Here is a 22,305-nt window from a genome sequence, read left to right on the forward strand (position 1 = left end):
CCCGCGCCGGTGCGCGACGCACCGGTCAGCGGCTGCGGCGGCTCTTCTTGCGCGGCGGGGGCAGCAGGCCCTCGGCGCGCAGGTGGGCGGCGTGCTCGGCGAGCGCCTCGACCAGCGGGCCGACCTGGGCGACCTCGGGCTGCACATCCACGCGCAGGCCGAATTCGATGGCCGTCTCGGCGGTCTTGGGGCCGATGCAGGCCACAATGGTGCGAGCGTGCGGCTTACCGGCGATGCCGACCAGATTGCGGACGGTGGAGGACGAGGTGAACAGCACCGCGTCGAAACCGCCGGTCTTGATCATTTCGCGGGTCTCCGCCGGGGGCGGGGAGGCGCGCACGGTGCGGTACGCGGTCACATCGTCGATCTCCCAGCCGCGGTCGCGCAGGCCCTCGGCGAGGGTCTCGGTGGCGATATCCGCGCGCGGCAGCAGCACCCGGTTGACCGGATCGAAAACATCGTCGTAGGGCGGGAAGTCGGCCAGCAGGCCCTCGGAGGACTGCTCACCGCTGGGCACCAGCTCCGGATTGATACCGAAGGAACGCACCTTCTCCGCCGTGGCCTCGCCCACGCAGGCGATCTTCACACCGCTGAAAGCACGGGCGTCCAGGCCGAATTCGCCGAACTTCTCCCACACCGCGCGTACCGCGTTGGTGGAGGTGAACACCACCCACTGGTAGCGGCCGTCGACCAGGCCCTTGACCGCGCGCTCCATCTGCGCCGGGCTGCGCGGCGGCTCGACCGCGATGGTCGGGACCTCCATGGGAATGGCGCCGTGCATGACGAGCTTCTCGCTCATCTCACCGGCCTGCTCCTTGGTGCGCGGCACCAGCACGGTCCAGCCGTAGAGGGCGCGCGACTCCCACCACGAGGTCTTGGAACGCTTTTCGACCTCCTTGCCGACGGTGACCACGAGCGGGCCGACCATTCCGGAGGCGGCATTGTTGAGCGTCGCCAGGGTGGCGTCGATGGTGCGCTGCTGGCGGGTGGTGCCGCGCACGGTGACCGCGACCGGGGTCTGCGGGGCCATACCGTGTTCCGCCAGCGCGCTGGCGGTCTCGGCCAGATGACCGGAGGTGGCGTGCAGCACCAGCGGGCCGGGGGCGGCGGCGACGGCGGCCCAGTCGACCTCGCCGCGCACATCCACCTCGGTGTGGCTGGAACCCAGTTCGATACCGGCATAGGCGGGCACCGTGGTGCCGGCGGACAGGCCCGGCAGCACCTCGAACATCATGTGCGAGCGGGTGACCGCATTGACCTCCGCGATCACCGAATCGGTGGTCAGCGGATCGCCGGAGACCAGGCGCACCACATCGGCGCCATTGCGGGCCTCGGTGATGAGGGTCTTGGCGACCTCGGCCGGATCGCCCAGGGCGGGACGGACATCGACGGGACGCTCGCCGTCGGGGCCCGGCTCCACCGCGGTGCCGATCAGGGCGAGCACGCCCTTGTCGACATCGGGATCGGTGAATGCCAGCGTCGCCCGGCCGAGCACCTCGCGGGCCCGCACGGTGAGGAGCGCCGGATCACCCGGCCCGGATCCCACGAAAAGGATCCGACCGGGGTGCTTCTTCGCGGAGCTGCGGCTCATCGTTGATTCTCCATTGGGCTGGGATTGCTGCTGGTCTCGGTGTGCTCTCCGGTGTCCGCGACCCCTGATGACGGGTCTTCCTCTGTGACACTGAGCAAGTCGCGCGCCCCCAGCTCCAAGAGCTCGCGCGCCAATGCGCGGCCCAGCTCCTCGGCATGCTCGAGCGAGCCGACCGCACTGGCCCGGATGACATCCGAGCCGTCGATCGCCGCCGCGCAACCGCGCAGCGACAACTCCTCCACCACCCGGCCGTCGTCGTCGAGGGATTCGACGACCTCGGCCAGCGCACCGATCGGTGCGGTGCAACCGGCCTCCAATTCGGCCAGCAGCGCCCGCTCCGCGGTAATGGCGGCGCGACTGCCCGCATCGTCGAGAGCGGACAGGATGGTCACGAGTTCGGTATCCACGCTGCGGCATTCCACCGCGAGCGCGCCCTGCGAGGGAGCGGGCAGCATCTGCACCGGCTCCAGTGCCTCGGTCACCGCGTCCAGGCGATCGATGCGGGCCAGCCCGGCACGGGCCACCACCACGGCATCGAGCTCGCCCTTGGCGACCTTGGAAATTCTGGTGTCGAGATTGCCGCGCAGCGGCACGATCTCCAGGCCGAGGCCCAGCGCCTTCAACTGCGCGGACCGGCGCGGGGCCGAGGTGCCGACGCGCGAACCGGGCGGCAGCTCACCGAGCACCAGGCCGTCGCGGGCGACCAGGGCGTCGCGCGGATCCTGCCGCGGCGGAATGGCCGCGATGGTGAAGCGCTCGTCCTGCGCGGTCGGCAGATCCTTGTAGGAGTGCACGGCGATATCGACGGTCCCCGCGGCCAATTCGTCGCGCAGGGCGGCGGTGAAGACGCCGACGCCGATCTTCTGCACCGGATCCATGGACTGGTCGCCCGCGGTCTTCACGATCACCAGTTCGGCCTGCTGGCCATTGGCGATGAGGGCATCGCGCACATGCCCGGCCTGAGTGAGAGCCAGCAGTGAGCCGCGGGTGCCGATCCGCCAGGGGGCGTCTGTCGTTCCGCGCACTCTTGTCGTCTCCAGCTGCTCGTCGTGCACCATCGCTCCGGTCATGCGGTCGGCCCCTCATCCCCTGGGTGGGCGGCGGTGAAATCGTCGGCCAGCTCCCTGGCGATCTCCATCGGAGCGGCAACCGCCTGCGCCGCACCGGGTTTCAGCTCGAAAAGCTCCCGCAACGCCTCGGCGTAGCTGTCGCCGCCGGGCGTGGAGGCCAGCTGTTTGACCCGCACCGTGGGCGCGTGCAGCAGCTTGTCCACCACGCGGCGCACCGTTTTCGCGACCTCGTCCCGCTGACCGGCGTCCAGTCCGGGTAGTCGCGAATCCAGCCGCAGCATTTCCGCCTCGACCACATCGGCCGCCATCTGCCGCAGCGCCGCCACCGTCGGCGTCACCTCGGCCATGCGCTGTCCGGCAAGGTATTTGGCGAGTTCCTCAGCGACGATGGTGCGCGCGGCCGCAGTGTCGTCGGCGGCGGCGCCCGCCGACGGATCGCGCTGCAGCGTCTCCATGTCGATGACGGTGACCCCGGGCAGTCCGGCCACCGCGTGGTCCACATCGCGGGGCAGGCCCAGATCGCAGATGACCAGTTCCCGGCTCGCGCCGGGGGTGGCCAGCGCGCGGTGCACATCGGCAATGCTCACCACGGTGCCGACCGCGCCGGTACAGGTGACCACGACCTCGGCGGCGGCCATGGCCTCCACCAGGCTGTCCATCTCCATGGCCTCGGCCCGCACGCCGTGCATGACGGTGGCCGTATTGGCCAGCCGCTGTGCGCGTTCCAGCGTCCGGTTCACCACGATGATGCGCTCGACCCCGGCCCGCGCCAGCTGCGCCACGGCGAGCCCGCCCATGGCACCGGCCCCCAGCACCAGTGCGGTACGCCCGGCCAGCGGCCCGAGCACCAGCTGCGCCCGATCCAGCGCCACGGACACGACCGACGCACCGGCGCGGTCGATTCCGGTCTCCGAATGCACTCGCTTGCCGACCCGCAGCGAATGCTGGGCCAACTCGTGCAGGGTGCGCCCGGAGGCCTGCTGCGAATCCGAGGCGGCGTAGGCGGCGCGAATCTGGCTCAGCACCTGCTGCTCGCCGACGACCATCGAATCCAGGCCCGACGCCACCGCGAACAGATGCTCGGCGGCGGCCTCGGCGTAGCGCACGTAGGCGTGCTTGGTGAGTTCGGGCAGCGGCAGCCCGGAATGCTTGGTCAGCAGCTCGCTGATCTCACCCAGTGCGGGGTGGAAGGCGTCGACCACGGCGTAGATCTCGACGCGGTTGCAGGTGGAGACGATCATGGCCTCGGACACGTGGCTGGAGGCCAGCATCTTGTCGGTCAGCTTCGGGCGGTCGTGCTCGGTGATGGCGATCTTCTCCAACACCGCGACGGGCGCGCTGCGATGCGAAATCCCGACGAGAAGCACACTCATGGCTGGACCACCGCTCCCTTGCTGGTTGTCTCCGTGTGAAACGCGATCACACCCACGGGATCACCCGGGGCCGCCGCGTTCAGCTCCTCCGCGGCCTCCGCACTGCGGGCCCGTTCGAAGGACAGCAACTGCATCTCCACCGCCAGATCCACCCGCCGCACCTCGACGTGCGGCGGCGCGTCCAACGCGACGGGAGAGAAGCTCAGAATGTGGTGCACGCCCGCGGCGACCAGGCGATCGCACATGCTCTGCGCGGCCGCGTCCGGGGTGGTGATGACCGCGATGGTCGGCTCCAGCGCCGCCACCGCATCCGGCAATTCGGCCACATCGCGCACCAGCATCCCGCCCACCGTGGTGGCGATGATGGCGGGATCGTTGTCGAACAGCCCGACCATGGCGAAACCGCGGCGGCGGAAACCGCCGTAGCCGACCAGCGCCCGGCCCAGATTTCCGGCGCCGACCAGCACCACCCGGTGGCCTTCGGACAGGCCGAGCACGTCTTCGATGCGGTCGCGCAGCTTCACGACGTCGTAGCCGACGCCGCGAACTCCATTGGGCCCGAGGAAGGAAAGATCCTTGCGCAACTTGGCGGAACCGACACCCGCCGCGACAGCCAGTTCCTCACTCGATACGATGGCTACACCATCGTCGGCGAGTACGGCGAGGACCCGGAGGTAGGTGGCCAATCGCGCCACCGTCGCCTGCGGGATGTCCTTCTGCAGAGCCCTGCCGGAGACGCCACTCGGCGGCGTCTCATGCTGCTCTGTCACGTCGCTTGCGCTCCTCGTCCGGCCGGGTAGGTGTCCGGGTTCTTTTCTCGACCCGACGCCGGGAGACCGTCGCGGGGCGGTCCTGCAGGCGAGGTCGAGTCAGGTTCAGGGGGTCGCTTCCGCTGCCCGAGAAGGCGGGTTGCGTGCCACCACCGTAACCGCTTGTGAACCCATGCACAAAGTCGGTGAATTCAGTCACTTTGCGGCGGGCTCCGGCGCCAAGGTTATTCAACCCTTTGCGGGTCGAACCCGCTACGCAACGCGCCGGTGTAGGGGTGTTTGGGGGCTTAGGCCCCAAACATGCTTTTTCACCGCGCCAGGTCGGCACGCAGGCGGGGTTCGTCGATGTCGAAATAGCTGTGCTCGCGGCCATCGAGCAGCACCACCGGCAAGCGGTCGCCGTATTCGGCGCGCAGGGTCGGATCGGTGGCGGCGGCTTCGTCCACATCCAGCGTGGCGACCTCGATACCGAATTCGGCGCAGATCGGGCGCAATTGATCGAGCGCCATGGTGCAGAGTCCGCAGCCGTTGCGGGTCAACAGGGTCACCTCGTGTGTGGCTTCGCTCATAACCGACATTTAACTCCCCGTTATGTCGATCGCCGTATACGTTCCGGCCACCGACGGGCGTTACTGTTGTGGTGTTCGCGCGAACAGGCGGAGGTACCGGTGCCGGCACGATCGAAAGAGGCGAGGACGGGTTTGATCGCGGGCCGATTCGGTGAATTCGCGCCCCGGTGGGCCGAGGGTCTGCAGGACCAGTTCACCCGGATCACGCGCAGTCCGTTCGGTCCGAGCGAGGAAGAGGTCCGCGCCAATCTGGCCGGTGAGGCCAGCGCCGACGCCGCTCTCGCCCTGCACGACGTCGAACTCGCCCTGCACGACGACACCGCGCAGCCGCCGATCCCCCGCGACCTCACCGCGGCCGCGTTCTTCGACGTCGACAACACCATGGTGCAGGGCGCGTCCATCGTGCACTTCGCCCGCGGCCTGGCCGCCCGCAAGTATTTCAAAACCTCCTACCTGGTCGATGTCGCCTGGAAGCAGGTGAAGTTCCGGGTCACCGGCAAGGAGAGCCACTCCGATATGGCCAGCGGCAAGGAGAAGGCGCTCTCGTTCATCGCGGGCCGCTCCACCGCCGAACTCGCCGCCCTCGGCGAGGAGATCTACGACGAGATCATCGCCGACAAGATCTGGCCCGGCACCCGCGCCCTGGCCCAGATGCATCTGGATGCGGGCCAACAGGTTTGGCTGGTCACCGCCACCCCGGTCGAACTGGCCCAGGTCATCGCCAAACGACTAGGCCTCACCGGCGCCCTCGGCACCGTCGCCGAAAGCCGCGACGGCGTCTTCACCGGCCGCCTGGTCGGCGACATCCTGCACGGCCTCGGCAAAGCGCACGCCGTCCGCACCCTGGCCATCCGCGAGGGCCTGAACCTCAAGCGCTGCACCGCCTACTCCGACAGCCACAACGACGTCCCCATGCTCTCCCTGGTAGGCACCGCCGTCGCCATCAACCCCGACGCCGACCTCCGCGAAGTAGCCAAGAACCGCGGCTGGGAAATCCGCGACTTCCGCACCGGCCGCAAGGCCGCCAAAGTCGGCGTCCCCACCGCCCTCGCCCTCGGCGCCGCCGGAGGCGCCGCCGCCGCCTTCCTCTCCCGCAAGCGCGACGCCAAAGCCAGCTGAGAAAAGGGGGTTGGGGGCGAAGCCCCCATAGCCCCCTCTCACCTACCCGGTGAACGGATTACGACGCTTCGTCAGGTTCTTGTAGAGCGTCCCCTGGATGGTCTCGCAGACCTGGTCCGTGATCTCGAACAGCGTCATCGGGCCGTCGGCGGCCTCGGGCTCGTACCCACCGGCGGGGATGGGCTCACCGAATTCGATGGTCCACTTGGACGGCAGCGGAATCGCGCCGAGCGGTCCGAGGTGCGGGAACATCGGGGTCACCGGGAAGTACGGGATTCCGAGCAGGCGCGCCAGGGGCTTGAGGTCGGCCAGCTTCGGGTAGATCTCCTCCGAGCCGACGATCGAGCACGGGATGATCGGGACGCCGGTGCGCACGGCGGCCGACACGAACCCGCCACGCCCGAAACGCTGCAGCTTGTAGCGGTCACCGAAGGGCTTGCCGATGCCCTTGTAACCCTCGGGGAAAACGCCCGCGACTTCGCCTGCGCGGAGCAGTCTTTCGGCATCCGCCGGGCAGGCCAGGGTGTGCCCGGCCTTGCGGGCCAGGCCGCCGACGATCGGCATTTCGAAAATCAGGTCGGCCGCGAGCAGGCGCAGGGCGCGTTGTTTGGGATGCCGGTCGTGCACCGCCAGCTGGAGCATGAGCCCGTCCAGCGGCACGGTGCCCGCGTGGTTGGACACGATGAGCGCCCCACCCACTTCCGGAATGTTCTCGATCCCGGACACCTGCACCCGGAACCACAGCTCCGACAGCGGCCGCAGCATCGGCAGGATGACCGTTTCCAAAAGGTGCTCGTCCAAGCCGAATTCGTCGACCTGGTAATCACCGGTGAGCCGACGGCGGGCGAAATCCGCGGTGCGGCCGACCCCCTCGGCCAGCGTGCCGCGAATGAGTTCGCCCAGCGATTTGGGCTTGCGCTCTTCGGCGTCGGCGAGCCGATCGGTCAGCGAGGTCACGGGCGTCAGGGCCTGCTCGCCGGGCCATACGCGCGCCGGGCGGTGCCGCGCCTCGAAATCCACGTCGTGAAGACGAATCACCTTCGCTACATCACTCATTGGTGTGCTCCCGTCCCGGCCCCGAGCAGGCCGAGAAGTCTGTTCTCTGCGGCGTCGATCCAGCGGGGATCGATCACGGGCCGCAACGCTGCGCCCCCTATGAAATCGTCGAAGGCCTGCACCGTGGTCCAGCGCGGCTGAAATCCGAGTTCGGTGCGCATCCGGGTGGTGTCCAGACCGCAGCCGAAATGTAAGTAATCGATTTGTTCGGCGGTGAACTCCCGCATCACCGGGCCCATGAGTGTGCACCCCGCGGTGCGGAAAATCGAGTACGGGACCGGCATTTCGATCCGCCCGGCCCGGCGGATGGCCTGTGACAACGCCATGGCGCCGTCACCCGCCACATTGAAGGTACCGCCCGGTGCGCCCAGGGCGGCGTGGGTGAGTACGGCGATGGCGTCCTCTTCGTGCAGCAGCTGCATGCGCGGATCCCGGCCCAGGATGGTGGGCGTGACCGGCGAACGGAAATACTGCACACCGCGATTCGCCAACTGCGGCCCCACGATCGGCGGGAAACGCAGAATCGCCATGGAGATATCGGGACGCCGCCGCGCCAAGCCGCGGACGAATCCCTCCACCTCGATCATGTCCCGCGCGAACCAGCCGCGCGGCGGGGTGCGCGCGCTCATTTCCTCGGTGAATTTCACCGGATCCTTGGCGCTGCACCCGTAGACGGCGGAGGACGACCGCACCACCACCCGGCGCACGCTGGAGGCCTTGCGGCACACCGCGAACAGCTGCATGGCGCCGAGCACGTTCATATCTTTCATGGCGGCCCGGCCACCGCCGGACGGCGGGCGCGAGAGTGCCGCGGGATGCACCACCGTATCCACCTGATGCCCGTCGATCACCTTGCGAATCAACGGATTCCGAATATCGGCGCGCACGAATTCGGCGCGGCCCATGCGGCGCAGTAGCTCCTGGCTGGGCTGTTTGGCGTCCACGGCGATGACGGTCTCGATGGCAGGGTCGGCCGCCAGCCGGGCCACCACATTGCCGCCGAAGAACCGGCTCGCACCGGTCACCATCACAACCTTGGGCGCCTGCCCGTCCCGAGTGCCCGAACCCACCGCACCGGATGCCAACTCGCAGCCCCCATTTCTGTTTTTCCCGCGCTCCAAGGGTAACCGCGACAACGGGGCTCACCGAAGAGTATTAACCAGGATCTAACGATGAGTTCGGTCACCCGCAAAAAAGCGAAAGCCCGTCACCGAGGTGACGGGCTTCCAGCTACCGCTGTGCTTACTTGCCGAGTTTGCGACGCTGAACACGCGTGCGGCGAAGCAGCTTGCGGTGCTTCTTCTTCGACATGCGCTTGCGGCGCTTCTTGATCACAGAACCCATAGGGTTGTTCCTCGCGTTCTACTCGGGTCATCCCCGCGTCCGCGGGGTGCACACTTCCGACCCTGCACAGTCCAAACCCGATACGGGCCGATATGGACCCGACGGCACCACCGGCACGTACAGGATGCCGGTCAACACTACCGGGCCACTATCCGGCGAACGAAACGGGTCTCGACTGGGCCACCTGCTCGGACGTCTCACCCCGCGTCGAAGTAGGACGTCTCCAGGTAGTCGTGTACCGGCTTGGCATGCACCCGGAAGGAACGCCCCACCCGCACCGCGGGCAGCTCTCCCGAATGCACCAACCGGTACACCGTCATTTTGGATACCCGCATCAGATTCGCCACTTCTGCGACGGTGAGGAACTGCGTTCCTCCGCCTATGACGGATCCCGCGATGATTGGGCTGTTTCCGGACCTCGCTTGGCTGTTTCCAGACATCATTGCGCCACTGACCTCCGGCACGTCCGCGCCGCCGACTTCCCCACCGGCGGAACAGACACGCACGTGCTCCTTGAAGCTTAGCGGGACCAGTGGGATTGCTGCGACGGGTGTGAGAAATCAGCCTTTGCTGTGGGCGAGTCGGCCTCGGCAGCAAACTAGCAACCGCGCGGTATGCGGGGGTTCACAAAGCCGCTGGCAGCAGGACTGCCGTACCAATAACGTTAGTCGGCGAGGGCGCCCTGTTCGGCGGAACGGCGTTTTGCGGCATTGAGTGCCTCGTGGAAGGCCGAGCGCACCGCGCCCCGCTCGAGTTCCCGCACCGCGGCCGCGGTGGTGCCCGCGGGCGAGGTGACGGCCGCGCGCAACTCCACGGCAGACTGGCCCGACTCCTCGAGCAGGGCGGCCGAGCCGAGCATGGTCTGCACGACCAGCTGGGTGGCCACGTCGCGGGTCAGGCCGAGGCCGACCGCGGCGTCGACCATGGCCTCCACGATCAGGAAGAAGTAGGCCGGGCCGGAGCCCGAGACCGCGGTCACCGCGTCCATCTGCGATTCGCTGACGGTCACCACCTTGCCGACCGACTCCAGCACCTCGGTGACCAGCTCCAGCTGCTCCGGGCGGGTGTAGCGGCCGGGAGCGATGGCGCTCATCCCCTGGCCGACCAGCATCGGAGTATTGGGCATGACCCGCACCACGGGGAAGCCCGCGGGCAGTTTGGCCTCGAACCGGGAGGTGGGCACGCCCACCGCCAGCGACATGAGCACCGCCTCGCGCTCCTGTTCGCCGACCTCGGCCTTCTGCAATTCGGTCAGCACGCCGTCCACATCGTGCGGCTTCACCGCGATCACGATGAGATCGGCGCCGATCGCGGCATCGGCGATTTCCCCGCTGACCCGAATCCCGAAACGCTCCGCCAGCAATTCCGCGCGCGCCTTCATCGGCTCCACCGCGACCAAATCCTTGCTGGCCCGCCCGGATTCGAGCAGCCCGGCGATCAACGCCTCACCGATCCGGCCTCCGCCGATCACCGCAATCCTCGTCATAATCTTTCAGGCTAGTCCGCGCGCACCGTGACGCTCGCACGGGATTGCACCAAAACTCACGGCCGGTCCGGCCACGTCCGGCCGGTCAGGGAATGCGCCGCGATCACCACGATCACCAGAACGGTGAGGCCGCCCGCGAGCAGCAGCACGGTCGAGGGCGAGCTGTGGTCGACAATGATGCCGCCGGTGAGCGCGCCGAGGGACAGGGTGGCCTGAAAAGACGCGGTGAACAGGACCGCCGCGGCCTCGGGCGTCTCGGGTGCGGCTTTGCCGAACCAGGTCTGCGTCGAAACCGGCACCGCGCCGTAGCCGATGCCCCACACGATGAGCAGCGCCACCGCGCCGATTTCCGAGTGGCCGAGGATCGGCAGCAGCAGGACGGCTGCGGCGATCATGGCGGCGAACACGGCGAAGGCCGCGCGCGGGCGGTGCGCGACCGCTGTGCCGCCGAAGAAGTTTCCGGCCAAACCGGCCACGCCGTAAACCAGCAACAACACCGTGACCGTCATGGAATCGACGCGCGTGACCTTTTCGAGAAACGGCGTCACATATGTGTAAGCGCCGAAATGCGCGAGCACGATGAGAAATGTGAGTAACAGGGCATATCGCATATTCACCCCATGAATCAGGCCGCGCAGCACCGCAACTCGGGTGCCCCGCCCCGCGGGCAGCGAGGGCAGCAGCGCCACCAGCATGCCGAGCGCCACCGCCGACAGCACCGCGAGCACCACGAAAGCCATTCGCCAGCCCGCGATGCCACCCAGGAAGGTGCCCGCCGGAACGCCCACGACCGACCCCAGCGGCACCGCGGCGAAGATGACCGAATTGGCCCGCGCCACGCCCGCTTCCGGCACCAGCCGCACGGCCAGCCCGGCCGCGATCGACCAGAACCCGCCGACCGTGATGCCGATGAGCACCCGCGACACCAGCACCACCCAGAACTCCGGCGCCACCGCCACCAGCACATTCGCGAGCATCAGCAGAAATATGAAGAGCCCCAGCATGAACCGGCGATCGATCCGCCCGGCCGCCACCGTCACCACCGGCGCGGCCACCGCCGCCACCAGCCCGGGCATGGTCATCATCAATCCGGCCATCCCCTCGGAGATGGTGAAATCGCCTGCGATCGAGGTGAGCAGCCCGATCGGCAGAATCTCGGTGGTGATGATCGCGAACAGAGCGACGGTCACCGCGATGACGGCGAGCCATCCCCGCCGCGATCGCGCGGGCACGGCCGTCTGGGAAGAGATCAGAACTGTGGACACCCAGCCCACTCCACCAGTGCCCGCTACACGGGTCCGGCGGTTTTCCGACAGCACCGTCCCGCCCGAATCCCGCTGCGCCGCAACCCCACCACACCCGAACCCGCGGTGAGTCGAATGCGGCTACCGCACCACGCGCGGCTACTGCGACTGGGGGACCAGGGCGAGTTGGCGGCTCTGGGCGACGAGGGCGCCGGTGGAGTCGATGACGAGTTGGTCTTCGTCGAACATGCGGCCGCCGACCTCGCGGCTGTGGGCGATGACGCGGAGCCAGCCGGGGGCGGGGCGGCGGCGCAGGTAGGTGGTGAGCTGAACGGTTGGGGCCCAGCCGAAGTGGCCGAGGTTCATGGGGACCGGCGGGGACATGTCGGCGGCCATCATGGCGAAGTAGGCGGCGACGTCCGGGTCCCGTTCGTCGCCGGGGCGGGGGCGGATCCACAGGCGCAGCCGGGGTTCGGATTTTTCGCCGGTGAGGAAGCGGGCCCACTTGGTGTCGATGGCGGCCGAAGAGCCCTGGGCCACATGGACGATCTTGCCCATGGGGTTGTCGTCGTCGTAGGCGAGGGCGTCAGCCGGGGGCTCGGCGGGCATATCGCCCGCGTGGTCCGCGGTGTAGGCCGGGGTGGTGTCGTCGAGATGGCTGAAGGTGAAGGCGGTGTGCACGAGGGTGCGGTCGTTCTGGATGAGGCTCGCGTCGATCAGGCAGATCTGGCGGCCGAGCTTGCGGGTGCGGACCTCGTACTCTACCACGCCGGGATCGGGCGCGCCGAGAAAGTCGGTGCTCGCTACAATGGGGAACATGGCGGCGTGGTCGGGGGCGGTGCGCCGCAGCCATTCGGTGGCCGCTGCGGCGCTGCCCGCGACCATGGTGCCGCCGTGCAGCTTCTTGCCGATGGTCCACGTCGGCTCGATGACACCGGCGAAGCGGCCGATGCCCGGATCGTCCGAGGACAGCTCGGTCAGGGCGCACACCCGGCTGAAGGGTGCCTCGTCCACGCCGCTCGCCTGCTCGAGGTCGACCAACTCCGCTGTCATCCCACTCGGTTCCTTCCAACTCTCGGGGCTCTCAGGGGCTTCGCCCCCGAACCCCCCCAGACCCTGATCCAAGGGGTTTGTACAGCGTGCAAGCGCTGCGTGCCGAGTGGTCGGTGGGATGAATCACTCGGCGGCTAGACCGGGTAGCGGCGCAGGCCCTCCTCACCGGAGACATTGCGGATCATCTGCCGGAGCACCCTGACGGTGGTGACGTAGTCGGCATCGTCGATGCCCGCGTGGATCGCGGCGCGAATGGCCGGGAGATCCGCCTTGACCGCGTCGTGCGCGCGCCGGGCGGGATCGGCCAGGCGCAGGCGGCCCGCCGCGTCGCGGGTGAGCAGGCCGCGGGCGAGGAGATCCTCGGCATCGGGTTCTGGCCGGTCCTGCGGGAGCAGGTAGGTGCTCATGCGGTCGATCAGTTCGGCGATGGTGAGGCCGGTTTCGGCCTCGGCCGCGGTGGCCAGATCCTCCGGGTGCAGATTGCGGATGATCCAGTACTGCGGCTGGGTGAGGCCGAGGTCGGCGAGCCTGCCGCGAATGAAGGTGATGACCTCGGTATGGGCGGCATCGGTCCACATGCCGATGGGGAGGCGAGCGAGGGTGGCGTCGTCGAGGTCCGTCGTCTGTGTCATGACAGACACTCTGCAACGTCAACCATTGTTGAGGTCAAATCCGGCGGGCGCCAGAGGGTTCCGGTTCGGGGGCCGCGGCGGGCTCGACGTCGTTGAGGTGTTTTCGCGCGAACTGGAGGGCGCGGTTGAGCATGGCGGCGCGGTCCATGGTGGTGCGGGCCATCTGGGTGTTGACCTCGATGACCGCCTGCCCGTCGAAACCGTTGTGCACCAGCATTTCGCAGAGTTCGGCGACCGGTTGCGTGCCTTCACCGGGAATGAGGTGCTCGTCGGTGGCGGCCCCGCGGCCGTCGGCCAGGTGCAGGTGGGTCAGGCCGGGGCCCATGCGATTCGCCAGCGCCAGCGGATCCATGCCCGCGGTCGCGGTGTGCGAGGTGTCGAGGCTGTAGTGCCGGAAGCCCGTATCGGTGGGGTCGTAGGACGGGCTGAAGGTGGTGATGGGCGGGCCCGGCCCGCCACGGCGCTCCAGGCGGCGGATGGAGGTGGAGCCCCGGCCGAAGAGGGTGTCGGCGCGCATGGGGAACATGTTCTCCACGGCCACCGCCACCGGACTGGAACTCTCCAGTTCGGCAACCTGTTTCGCGAAACCCTCGGCATAGCGGCGCTGCCACCGGAACGGCGGATGGACGACGACGGTCGCGGCGCCCAGCGCTTCGGCGGTGTGCACGCTGCGGGTGAGTTTGGCGACCGGATCCGAACCCCACACGCGTTGCGAGATCAGCAGGCACGGCGCGTGAATCGCCAATACCGGCACCGAATACTTGTGCACGAAGGATTGCACGGTCGAGATGGACTGACTGGCCGGTTCCGCCCACACCATGAGTTCGACGCCGTCGTAACCCAGTTCGGCCGCATAACGGAATGCGGCCTCGGTGTTTTCCGGATACACCGAGGCGGTCGACAATCCGACCCGGACTTCCCTACGGTCCGGATTTCCGGTGTTCGCCCCCTGCGCGTTATTCCCCACTGCCCGCTCCCTGCTCAGTTCGTACTGAGTAGAAAGGCTAGCGGTCCCAGCGTCACGAAGACGCCTACGACGACAGCAATCACAGTGCTGAAAATGTCATCGGTGCGCCGCAATACCCGTACGAGTGCGACCAAGCCCAGAATCACGATCATGGCGAGCATGAGGGCAACCCATGGGAGCACTTCCCACATGCGCTCGAATCCCTTGAACAGCAACATGCCCGCGACCGCGGCGCCCGCGCTCTGTCCGGCCAGCACCAGCCATTGCCTGCGGTTCTCGTCCTCCTCGGACCGGCCCGGGGCGCGGGACCGCGCGGGTGCGCGGCCGACCCGGCTGGTCAGCCGCGTCGCCGCCGCCGACAACCGCCTGGCCAGGGAGGGCTCGGGTTCGTCATCGTAGTCGTCATGATCGTCGACCGGGTCGTACTCATCGGTGTAGCGATCGTTGTGCTCCGGCTCGGCGACGGCCAGGCCGCCCTTGCCGCGGCGGCGCGAACCACCGGCCCGCCGTTTGCCCGCGCGTCGCGAATCTCGTTCGGCGCGTTCGTCTTCGCGATCGACGGCATCGCGTAGCAGATCACCGGCAACCGTTTCGCCGGAGAGCAGCTGCTGATCCTGCTCGGCGAGCGACCAGCCACGCTCCGAATCGGCGTCGCGGTCGTGCTCATCGTGTGCGGCGGGTTCGGACACCGGGCGTCTTCGCGCCGACCATGCGGGCAGCCCGCCCGGGGCCCCGCCCCGGCCATTGCGCCCGAACTGGTCCTCGCGCCCGAATTGATCGTCGCGCCCGAACTGATCCTCGCGGGCGGCGCGCTCGTCGCGCCACGGCTCGTCCTGCTGCCAGGACTGGTCCTGCTGCCACGGCTCCTGCTGATGCCACGACTCCGGCTCGTGCGCCTCCACCGGGCGCTGCGCCTCGACGTGCCGACGGGCCGACCGCGACATGGGCGGCGCGGCGGGCGGCTGCTGCATGGCCGGAGGGGCCTGCATACCGGCCTGCATGGGGTCGAATCCGGGAGCTCGGCCCGGATTGCGCGGTAGCGGTTCGGGTTCCGGTACGGGCGACCAGGCGGGCGCGCTGTCCCGGCGGGCCTGGGCGGCGTCGTCGGGCCGGAACGGCCGCACCTCGGTGGTCTCGTCGTCCGGATCGAAGCGGCGGCGACGACCGCCCTCGCCGCGTGGTGCCGGGGCCTCGCCGAACGGCGCGGAGGTCTCGGCGAACGGCGCGGCGGCCGGTCCGGGATCGGCCTGGTTCAGCCCGGGCAGCGCGAAGTCCGAGTCCAGCGGATCGGGCTTGCGGCGACGGCCGCTGCGCGGCTGCTCGAGACCCGGGGCGGCATGCCCGTTGCGGCCGTTGGGCGTTTCGGTGGGCGGCCAGTCCAGCCCGCCGGACCAGTTGTCGTAGCCGGTCGGCTCGGGTAGCGGCGGCGGTTCGGGTGCGGACCGGTCGGCGAGTGGGTCGTAGTACGAAATCGGCCCGGAGAGCGGGGAGTACGCGGGCTCCGGATCGGGTACCGAATAGGAGGAGTAGTCCGGCTGCGGCGCCGCGGGAGCGGAAAAGTCTTGATAGTCCGGAAAGTTCGAGTAATCAGAATAATTCGAGAAGTTCGAATAGCTTGAATTGTCCGATTCAATCGGGGCAGGTTCGGGCGCGGTATCGGCCGGAGCGTCGTCCGGCGCCGCGTGAGCGGACGATCCCGCCCGGATCTCCGGCATGTCACCGGTCAGATCCTGAACGGAAATTCCTCGCCCGCTCCGGCGTCTGCGTCCACCGCCACCGGAGGACGCCGCACCTTGCTGCCCATTGCGCGCCAATAGTTCGGCGACGGACAGCTGAGATTCATCGGTCATCGAGACACCGTTTCGATCGTGCCCGACACGCCGTCGTTGGGGCTGCCGGCTGTCGGTTCGCTATCCAGGTCGGTATCAAGTTTTCGCAGGATCAATCCCTCCCGCAGTGCCCAGGGACAGATTTCGAGCGTATCCAACGACAATGCCCGCATACTCGCCTCCGCGACCAGCGCGCCGGCCACCAACTGCTGGGACCGATCGGAACTCACGCCTTCCAATTCTGCCCGGTCCGCCGCTGTCATTCTCGATATGAAGGCGATCAGCTGCCGCAGGCCGGAACTGGTGAGGGTACGCCGCACCCGCGGACCCGCCGTCGAGGGGGCCGCACCGGTGAGCCTGGCCAGGGATCGGAAGGTCTTGGAGGTGCCCACCGCCAGGTCCGGGCGGCCGACCTCCAGCAGCTGCTTGGACAGCAGCACCAGCTCCGCGTCGAGCCAGTCGCGCAGCACCGCCACCCGCCGCTTGCCCGGCGGATCGTGGCGCAGCCAGTCGCGGGTCAACCGGCCCGCGCCCAACTGCAGCGACAGCGCGATATCCGGTTCCTCGTCCGCGCCGTTGCTCAACTCCAGTGAGCCGCCGCCGATATCGAGATTGAGGATGCGCCCGGCGCTCCAGCCGTACCAGCGGCGCACCGCCAGAAAGGTGTGCCGGGCCTCGTCCTGGCCGGTCAGCACCTGCAGCACCACGCCGGTCTCGGCGCGCACCTGGGCAAGCACCTCCTCGGAGTTGGTGGCCTCGCGCACCGCGGAGGTGGCGAATGCCATCAGCTCCACACAGCCGGAAGTCTTTGCGATACTGGCGAATTCGCTGACCGTCCGGGTCAGCCTGGCCGCGCCGTCGCGGGTGATCCGCCCGTGATCGTCCATGCTCTCGGAAAGCCGCAAGGTGGCCTTCGTCGAACTCATGGGCATCGGGTGGCCACCGCGATGCGCGTCCACCACGAGCAGGTGGACGGTATTACTTCCCACATCGAGTACACCGAGCCGCACAAGAACACGGTACTGGGTGCGTCACGTCTTCAGGCCAGGCGACTGAGCTGTTAGCGTTCCGCGGTGTGACGGCAGGTGCATCCGCGAGTGGCCCGACCGGGCTGCGACCAGCGGCGAAGATCGACCCGGCTCCCGAAGTGGAACTGGACTTCCCCCGGGAATGGATCGAGTTCGTGGATCCAGCTAATGACGAGCACCTGATCGCCGCCGATCTGACCTGGTTGCTGTCGCGCTGGACCTGCGTGTTCGGCACCCCCGCGTGCCAGGGCATCATCGCCGGGCGGGAGAACGACGGCTGCTGTTCACACGGGGCATTCCTCTCCGACGAGGAGGACGGCAAGAAGCTGCACGCGGCTGTGAAAATGCTCACACCGGAGGACTGGCAGCTCATGGACCAGGCCCGGGACGACAAGGGCAAGATCCGCAAGAAGCTCTATCTCGAGGAGGACGACCTCGACGACGAGCCCGCGCTGCGCACCCGGCGCTTCGACGGCGCGTGCATCTTCCTCAACCGGCCCGGCTTCGAGAACGGCATCGGCTGTTCGCTGCACACCATGGCGCTGCGCAAGGGCCTGGAGCCGCTGACCGTGAAGCCGGAAGTGTGCTGGCAGCTGCCCATCCGCCGCACCCAGGAGTGGGTGGACCGGCCCGACGGGGTGGAAATCCTGCGCACGGCGATCACCGAATACGACCGGCGGGGCTGGGGTCCGGGCGGTCTGGACCTCGAGTGGTACTGCACCGGATCGCCGGATGCGCATGTCGGGAGCCGTCCTGTCTGGGAGGCTTACGCACCGGAATTGATCGAACTCATCGGCAAGCCCGCGTACGACGAGCTGGCGCAGCACTGCAGGCGGCGGCAGGGGCTGGGCATTGTGGCGGTGCATCCGGCGACGGTGGTCCCCGAGCAGAAGGCCGCCGAGGAAGCGGCGGCCGCCGCGCCCGCGAAGAAGGCTCCGGCCAAGAAGGCCGCGACCGCCAAGGCGACGCGCAAGTCCGCCGCCAAGAAGGCGAGCGGCGCGAAAAAGGCGTAGCCACCTGGCGCTAGTTTTCTGAAATCGCAGTATTTCAGAACATGTTTCACTTACTGTGCACAGACCCACCCCGTGTGGGTCCGCAGCACAGGAGAACTCATGCACCTCACCACCTCCGGGCGCCGGATCGGCGCCGGGCTGGCCGGTCTCACCCTGGCCGCCGCCACCGCCGTGGTCGTCACCGTCTCGCCCGCGGCGAACGCGAATGTGGACGCGATCACCGTGTCGAGCCCCGTCCTGAACGTCGGCGGCACATACACGCTGCACGCCTCGCTCAGCGGCGCGTCCGCCGGTCTGCTCGTCTACTGGAGCGACAACGGCGAAAGCCTCACGCCCGCGGGCAAGGTGCCGTGGCCGATCGGCCAGGTCAGCGTGGACTGGACGCCGCGCACCTCCGGGCAGCACATCATCACGGCCACCCAGGGCAGCAATACCGAGACCCTCATCGTGACGGTCACCGACGGTTCGACCACCCCGCCGGTGACCACCACGCCGCCCACCACGGTCGCCCCGCCGACCACACAGCCGCCCACGACGACCACACCGGCGGAGGAGACCAAGCCCGGCAGCGGGAGCAGCGGCGGCAGTTCGGGCAGCGGCACGGGCAGTGCGAGCCGGATTCTGCGCGGCCTGTTCAGCGGCAGCAGCTCCGGCAGCAACTGAACCGCGCGGACGACACAGGAGAGCGATCAGCCATGCGCAACACCCCTCAGCGGATCTCGGTCGGTATTACCGGGTTCGCCGCCATGGCGGCGGCCGTCGTGCTCGCCGCCCCCGCGGCCTTCGCCACCGTCGATTCGGTGACAGTCGACGGCTCCGACCACCGGGTGGGCACCGAGTACACGATCTCCGCCACCCTCAGCGGGGCGGCGGCCGGACTGCTCGTCTACTTCAGCGACAACGGGAACTTCATCGGCGGCGCGAAAGTGCCGTGGCCGCCCGGGCATTCGAGCATCGAGTGGACGCCGGACACCAAGGGGCAGCACATCCTCACGGTGGAACAGGGCGGTTACACCAAATCGATCATCGTGAACGTGAAGGACGCCCCGATCGGATCGGGGAGCTCCAGCAGCGGCAGCGGATTCGGACCGGGCGGGCCGCTGGGCAGCGGCAGCAGCGGAACCACGCCGGGCAAGTAGGGACAGGAAAGTCCATGAGCAGCACCATTTCCCGCCGGATCGGCACCGGAATCGCGGGACTGGCGACGGCCGCGGCGGTCGCCGTCCTCGCCGCACCGCAGGCGCACGCGACGGTGGACGCGGTGAGCGTCTCGGGCAGCGCGCCTTACAAGATCAATACCGAGTACACCCTCACGGCCGACCTCAGCGGCGCGGGCATCGGCCTGCTCGTCTACTGGTCCGACAATGGCGAGAACCTCACCCCGGCGGGCAAGGTGCCGTGGCCGATCGGGAAGTCCAGCATCACCTGGAAGCCGACCACCGAGGGCCAGCATCTGATCACCACCTCGCAGGGCGGCAGCACCAAGACCATCGCCATTACCGTGATCGACCCGACCAAGCCCACCGAACCGGGTAATCCGGGCGGAGGCGGCGGTGGCAGCGTCGACAAGGTGCTCGGCGTTCTCACCGGCAGCGCGGGCTGAATTCACAGGTCCGTGACCGCGGCGCGTGAGTAGCCGGAAGTGTGCGCGCCACACGTAGGTCAACACTTATTCACCAGAACGTGTTAGACATCCTGGCCATGATCAAGAAAACCCTCGCCGCGGTCGCCCTGACCGCGGGCGCCGTGCTCGCCCTTGCCCCCGCCGCGGGCGCCGATAATGTCGATCCCAGCAAGTTCTCCGACGTCACCGCCAATTTCGTGCCCTACAACGATATGAACGTGCTGAGCGCCAAGGAGAGCGGCAAGCTCGTCATCGTCAGCCCCTACGGCACCGGCTCCACCATCGCCTGCCGCGGTAACGGCGCGGACGTGGCCTACTACGACTGCAAGCAGCAGGACTCCCTGGGCTGGATCAACCTGCAGGAGCAGGAACTCCCGGCCCTGGGCAAGGCGTGGGTCTACACCGGCCAGGCCGACCCCAACGCATAGGACGACCGCGTTCGAACGCAATTCGCGCCCGCTCCGGAAATCCGGAGCGGGCGCAATGCGTTTCGGGCGTTCCTACGCTTCGAGCTTGTAGCCCAGGCCGCGGACCGTCACCAGGTGTTCCGGCTTAGCGGGATCGGATTCGATCTTGGAGCGCAGGCGCTTGACGTGCACGTCGAGGGTTTTGGTGTCGCCGACGTAGTCGGCGCCCCAGACGCGGTCGATGAGCTGGCCGCGGGTCAGCACGCGACCGGAGTTGCGCAGCAGGTACTCCAGCAGGTCGAACTCCTTGAGCGGCAGGGTCACCGCCTTACCGTTCACCTGCACGGTGTGGCGGTCCACATCCATGCGGACCGGGCCCGCCTCCAGCACGCTGGTCTCGCCGCCGTTGTCCGGCTCGTCGCCCGCGCCGCGGCGCAGCACCGCGCGAATGCGGGCAATGAGCTCGCGCGAGGAGTACGGCTTGGTGACGTAGTCGTCGGCGCCCAGTTCCAGTCCGACCACCTTGTCGATCTCGCTGTCGCGCGCGGTCACCATGATGACCGGGACGCTGCCGCGGGCGCGCAGCTGTTTGCACACGTCGGTGCCGCTCATGCCGGGGAGCATGAGATCGAGCAGCACGATGTCTGCGCCGGACCGATCGAACTCGGCCAGGGCGGAGGGACCGTCGCCGACGACGGTGACCTCGAAACCCTCCCTGCGCAGCAGGAACGCGAGCGGATCGGCCAGCGACTCCTCGTCCTCGACGATCAGCACACTCGTCATCGGGTTGCCTCCACACCGTTGGTTCTGGCCCGCCCGAGGGAGCGCGGGCCGGTTTCCTTCTTCACCGCCGGATTGCCGGCAAAAAGTCTCTTGTCGCCGAGTTCGACATCGGCGGGGTGGGCCGGGATCCGCAGCGTGAACGTGGACCCGGTGCCCAGCTTGCTCCACAGGGTGATCTCACCGTTGTGGTTGGCGGCCACGTGTTTGACGATAGCCAGCCCCAGCCCGGTACCGCCGGTGGCGCGCGAGCGCGCCTTGTCGGCCCGGAAGAAACGCTCGAACACGCGCTCCTGGTCTTCCTTCGCAATGCCGATACCGCGATCGGTCACCGCGATATTCACGCTGCCGCCGCGCAGGGACCGGCTCACCGAGACGTGCGAACCGCGCGGCGAGTAGGCGATGGCGTTCTCCACCAGGTTCGACAGCGCGGTGACCAGCAGGGTCTGATCGCCGAGCACTTCCAGGCCGCTGTGCGCATCGGTGCTCACCGTGATCCCGGCGGCCTCGGCGGCGGTGCGGGACCGCTCGATGGCCTGGGTGACCACGGTGTCGACGTCGACGGCCTCGAGCTCCGGCAGCTTCTCCGCGCCCTGCAGACGGGACAGCGCGATCAGCTCGGTGACCATCTTGCCCATGCGGCGGGCCTCGCCGTGCAGGCGCTCGCCGAAATGCCGGACCGAATCGGGATCGTCGGCGGACTCCAGCAATGCCTCGGCCAACAGGCTCATGGCGCCGACGGGCGTCTTGAGCTCATGGCTCACATTGGCGACGAAATCGCGGCGGGTGGCCTCCATGCGCGCCTGCTCGGAATCGTCGTCGGCGAAGAGCACCACGAAGTTCAGGTTCTCCTGCGACAGCGGCCGGGCGACGCCGCGCACCGCGAGCCGGGCGCGGCCCGGCAGCGGAATCTTGGCGGTCAGCTCGAACTCGACATCGTGTCCGGTGGACAGCACCGTCTGCACGGCGGCCCAGGCCCGCTCGTCGAGCAGCCGATCGTGCACCACGCCCAATTCCTCGGCGCGCGGGTTCACCAGCACCACATCCCGGTACTGGTCGACCACCGCGATACCGCTCTCGGAGGCGAGCACGATCAAGTCCAGCACCTGCGACATGGTCAGGCCCGGATCCGCCGCGGCGCGGCGCTGCTCTTGGCGGGCGTTCACATACGGGATGAGCAATCCACCGACAGCCAGTCCAACGACGGCCGCCAGGACTGCCAACAGCACGGCCTGTGGAACGCTCACACTTTGAATCGTACGGTCGCCGACCCGCCGTCAAACCCCGGGTGCAGGAAGTTTCACGCAGGTCATGGCCACTTCCATGCCTGTTAGCCCGGCGTTTACGCAA

At 68.3% G+C, this 22,305-nt stretch carries 23 protein-coding genes and 1 pseudogene; 6 read left to right on the forward strand and 18 right to left on the reverse strand.

The features are described from left to right. Positions 1-25 precede the first annotated feature (25 nt). The 5 genes from NC4_RS25855 to NC4_RS25875 form a co-directional block, all read right to left on the reverse strand. Positions 26-1,591: a bifunctional uroporphyrinogen-III C-methyltransferase/uroporphyrinogen-III synthase gene (locus tag NC4_RS25855; protein WP_067543183.1), complete on the reverse strand. Its 1,566-nt coding sequence runs from the start codon at positions 1,589-1,591 to the stop codon at positions 26-28. After that, on the reverse strand, positions 1,588-2,649 hold the full coding sequence (hemC, locus tag NC4_RS25860; RefSeq protein ID WP_067543186.1) for a hydroxymethylbilane synthase: 1,062 nt from the start codon (positions 2,647-2,649) through the stop codon (positions 1,588-1,590). The genes NC4_RS25855 and hemC overlap by 4 nt, the downstream gene beginning before the upstream one ends. Positions 2,650-2,657: 8 nt before the next feature. Continuing rightward, positions 2,658-4,034 (reverse strand): glutamyl-tRNA reductase, encoded by a 1,377-nt coding sequence (locus NC4_RS25865; protein ID WP_067543189.1) that lies wholly within the window; start codon positions 4,032-4,034, stop codon positions 2,658-2,660. Further along, positions 4,031-4,804, reverse strand: a complete 774-nt coding sequence (locus tag NC4_RS25870) for a redox-sensing transcriptional repressor Rex (protein ID WP_084529776.1) — start codon at positions 4,802-4,804, stop codon at positions 4,031-4,033. Before NC4_RS25870 ends, NC4_RS25865 begins: the two co-directional genes overlap by 4 nt. Positions 4,805-5,112: 308 nt before the next feature. Then, positions 5,113-5,373 (reverse strand): glutaredoxin family protein, encoded by a 261-nt coding sequence (locus NC4_RS25875; RefSeq protein ID WP_067543195.1) that lies wholly within the window; start codon positions 5,371-5,373, stop codon positions 5,113-5,115. 99 nt (positions 5,374-5,472) lie between these two features. Between NC4_RS25875 and NC4_RS25880 the strand changes: the two genes are divergently transcribed. Further along, positions 5,473-6,492, forward strand: a complete 1,020-nt coding sequence (locus tag NC4_RS25880; RefSeq protein WP_084529799.1) for an HAD family hydrolase — start codon at positions 5,473-5,475, stop codon at positions 6,490-6,492. A 42-nt stretch (positions 6,493-6,534) separates the two neighbouring features. Here NC4_RS25880 and NC4_RS25885 read toward each other — a convergent pair whose 3' ends face one another. The 11 genes and pseudogenes from NC4_RS25885 to NC4_RS25930 all read right to left on the reverse strand — a co-directional run bounded on the left by NC4_RS25885 (position 6,535) and on the right by NC4_RS25930 (position 17,113). Next, on the reverse strand, positions 6,535-7,548 hold the full coding sequence (locus tag NC4_RS25885; protein ID WP_067543198.1) for a lysophospholipid acyltransferase family protein: 1,014 nt from the start codon (positions 7,546-7,548) through the stop codon (positions 6,535-6,537). After that, positions 7,545-8,576: an NAD-dependent epimerase/dehydratase family protein gene (locus NC4_RS25890; protein WP_067543201.1), complete on the reverse strand. Its 1,032-nt coding sequence runs from the start codon at positions 8,574-8,576 to the stop codon at positions 7,545-7,547. Before NC4_RS25890 ends, NC4_RS25885 begins: the two co-directional genes overlap by 4 nt. A 214-nt stretch (positions 8,577-8,790) precedes the next feature. Continuing rightward, the gene (locus tag NC4_RS39375) at positions 8,791-8,892 is read right to left on the reverse strand and encodes a 30S ribosomal protein bS22 (protein WP_003402602.1); all 102 of its coding nucleotides are present in this window, start codon (positions 8,890-8,892) and stop codon (positions 8,791-8,793) included. A gap of 197 nt (positions 8,893-9,089) precedes the next feature. Then, complete coding sequence (locus NC4_RS25895) at positions 9,090-9,335, reverse strand: helix-turn-helix domain-containing protein (protein WP_439957557.1); 246 nt, start codon at positions 9,333-9,335, stop codon at positions 9,090-9,092. A 221-nt stretch (positions 9,336-9,556) separates the two neighbouring features. After that, positions 9,557-10,378 carry a pyrroline-5-carboxylate reductase gene (gene proC, locus NC4_RS25900; RefSeq protein WP_067543204.1) on the reverse strand — a complete coding sequence of 274 codons (822 nt, stop codon included), beginning with the start codon at positions 10,376-10,378 and terminating at the stop codon, positions 9,557-9,559. Positions 10,379-10,434: 56 nt separating this feature from the next. Beyond that, complete coding sequence (locus tag NC4_RS25905) at positions 10,435-11,643, reverse strand: MFS transporter (protein WP_067543521.1); 1,209 nt, start codon at positions 11,641-11,643, stop codon at positions 10,435-10,437. Between the two features lie 138 nt (positions 11,644-11,781). Then, positions 11,782-12,675, reverse strand: a complete 894-nt coding sequence (locus NC4_RS25910) for a thioesterase family protein (protein ID WP_067543207.1) — start codon at positions 12,673-12,675, stop codon at positions 11,782-11,784. 134 nt (positions 12,676-12,809) lie between these two features. Next, positions 12,810-13,307 carry a winged helix DNA-binding protein gene (locus NC4_RS25915; protein ID WP_067543210.1) on the reverse strand — a complete coding sequence of 166 codons (498 nt, stop codon included), beginning with the start codon at positions 13,305-13,307 and terminating at the stop codon, positions 12,810-12,812. Between the two features lie 34 nt (positions 13,308-13,341). After that, positions 13,342-14,274, reverse strand: a complete 933-nt coding sequence (locus tag NC4_RS25920; protein WP_067543213.1) for a sugar phosphate isomerase/epimerase family protein — start codon at positions 14,272-14,274, stop codon at positions 13,342-13,344. A 14-nt stretch (positions 14,275-14,288) separates the two neighbouring features. Beyond that, positions 14,289-14,543, reverse strand: a pseudogene (locus NC4_RS45220) (Rv0497 family membrane protein); the annotation flags it as partial. 1,577 nt (positions 14,544-16,120) lie between these two features. Further along, positions 16,121-17,113: a Ppx/GppA family phosphatase gene (locus NC4_RS25930; protein WP_067543219.1), complete on the reverse strand. Its 993-nt coding sequence runs from the start codon at positions 17,111-17,113 to the stop codon at positions 16,121-16,123. A gap of 65 nt (positions 17,114-17,178) precedes the next feature. On the opposite strand from NC4_RS25930, the gene NC4_RS25935 reads away from it, so the two are divergent. From NC4_RS25935 to NC4_RS25955, 5 genes are all read left to right on the forward strand, one after another. Continuing rightward, the gene (locus NC4_RS25935) at positions 17,179-18,144 is read left to right on the forward strand and encodes a DUF3109 family protein (protein WP_245721914.1); all 966 of its coding nucleotides are present in this window, start codon (positions 17,179-17,181) and stop codon (positions 18,142-18,144) included. A 99-nt stretch (positions 18,145-18,243) separates the two neighbouring features. After that, complete coding sequence (locus NC4_RS25940) at positions 18,244-18,807, forward strand: hypothetical protein (protein WP_067543221.1); 564 nt, start codon at positions 18,244-18,246, stop codon at positions 18,805-18,807. Positions 18,808-18,839: 32 nt separating this feature from the next. Continuing rightward, positions 18,840-19,283, forward strand: coding sequence for a hypothetical protein (locus NC4_RS25945; protein ID WP_067543224.1), 444 nt, complete (start codon positions 18,840-18,842; stop codon positions 19,281-19,283). Between the two features lie 14 nt (positions 19,284-19,297). Further along, the gene (locus NC4_RS25950; RefSeq protein ID WP_067543227.1) at positions 19,298-19,747 is read left to right on the forward strand and encodes a hypothetical protein; all 450 of its coding nucleotides are present in this window, start codon (positions 19,298-19,300) and stop codon (positions 19,745-19,747) included. Positions 19,748-19,827: 80 nt separating this feature from the next. Then, entirely contained in the window at positions 19,828-20,196 is a 369-nt protein-coding gene (locus NC4_RS25955) for a hypothetical protein (RefSeq protein WP_245721915.1), read from the forward strand. A gap of 72 nt (positions 20,197-20,268) precedes the next feature. On the opposite strand, the gene NC4_RS25960 is transcribed toward NC4_RS25955, so the two are convergent. Together NC4_RS25960 and NC4_RS25965 are read right to left on the reverse strand one after the other, a co-directional pair. Further along, positions 20,269-20,958, reverse strand: a complete 690-nt coding sequence (locus tag NC4_RS25960; RefSeq protein WP_067543232.1) for a winged helix-turn-helix domain-containing protein — start codon at positions 20,956-20,958, stop codon at positions 20,269-20,271. Further along, entirely contained in the window at positions 20,955-22,202 is a 1,248-nt protein-coding gene (locus NC4_RS25965) for a sensor histidine kinase (protein ID WP_067543236.1), read from the reverse strand. Before NC4_RS25965 ends, NC4_RS25960 begins: the two co-directional genes overlap by 4 nt. Positions 22,203-22,305 lie beyond the last annotated feature (103 nt).

Origin of the sequence: Nocardia crassostreae, from assembly GCF_001613405.1 — a bacterium.
Classification (GTDB): Bacteria; Actinomycetota; Actinomycetes; order Mycobacteriales; family Mycobacteriaceae; genus Nocardia; species Nocardia crassostreae.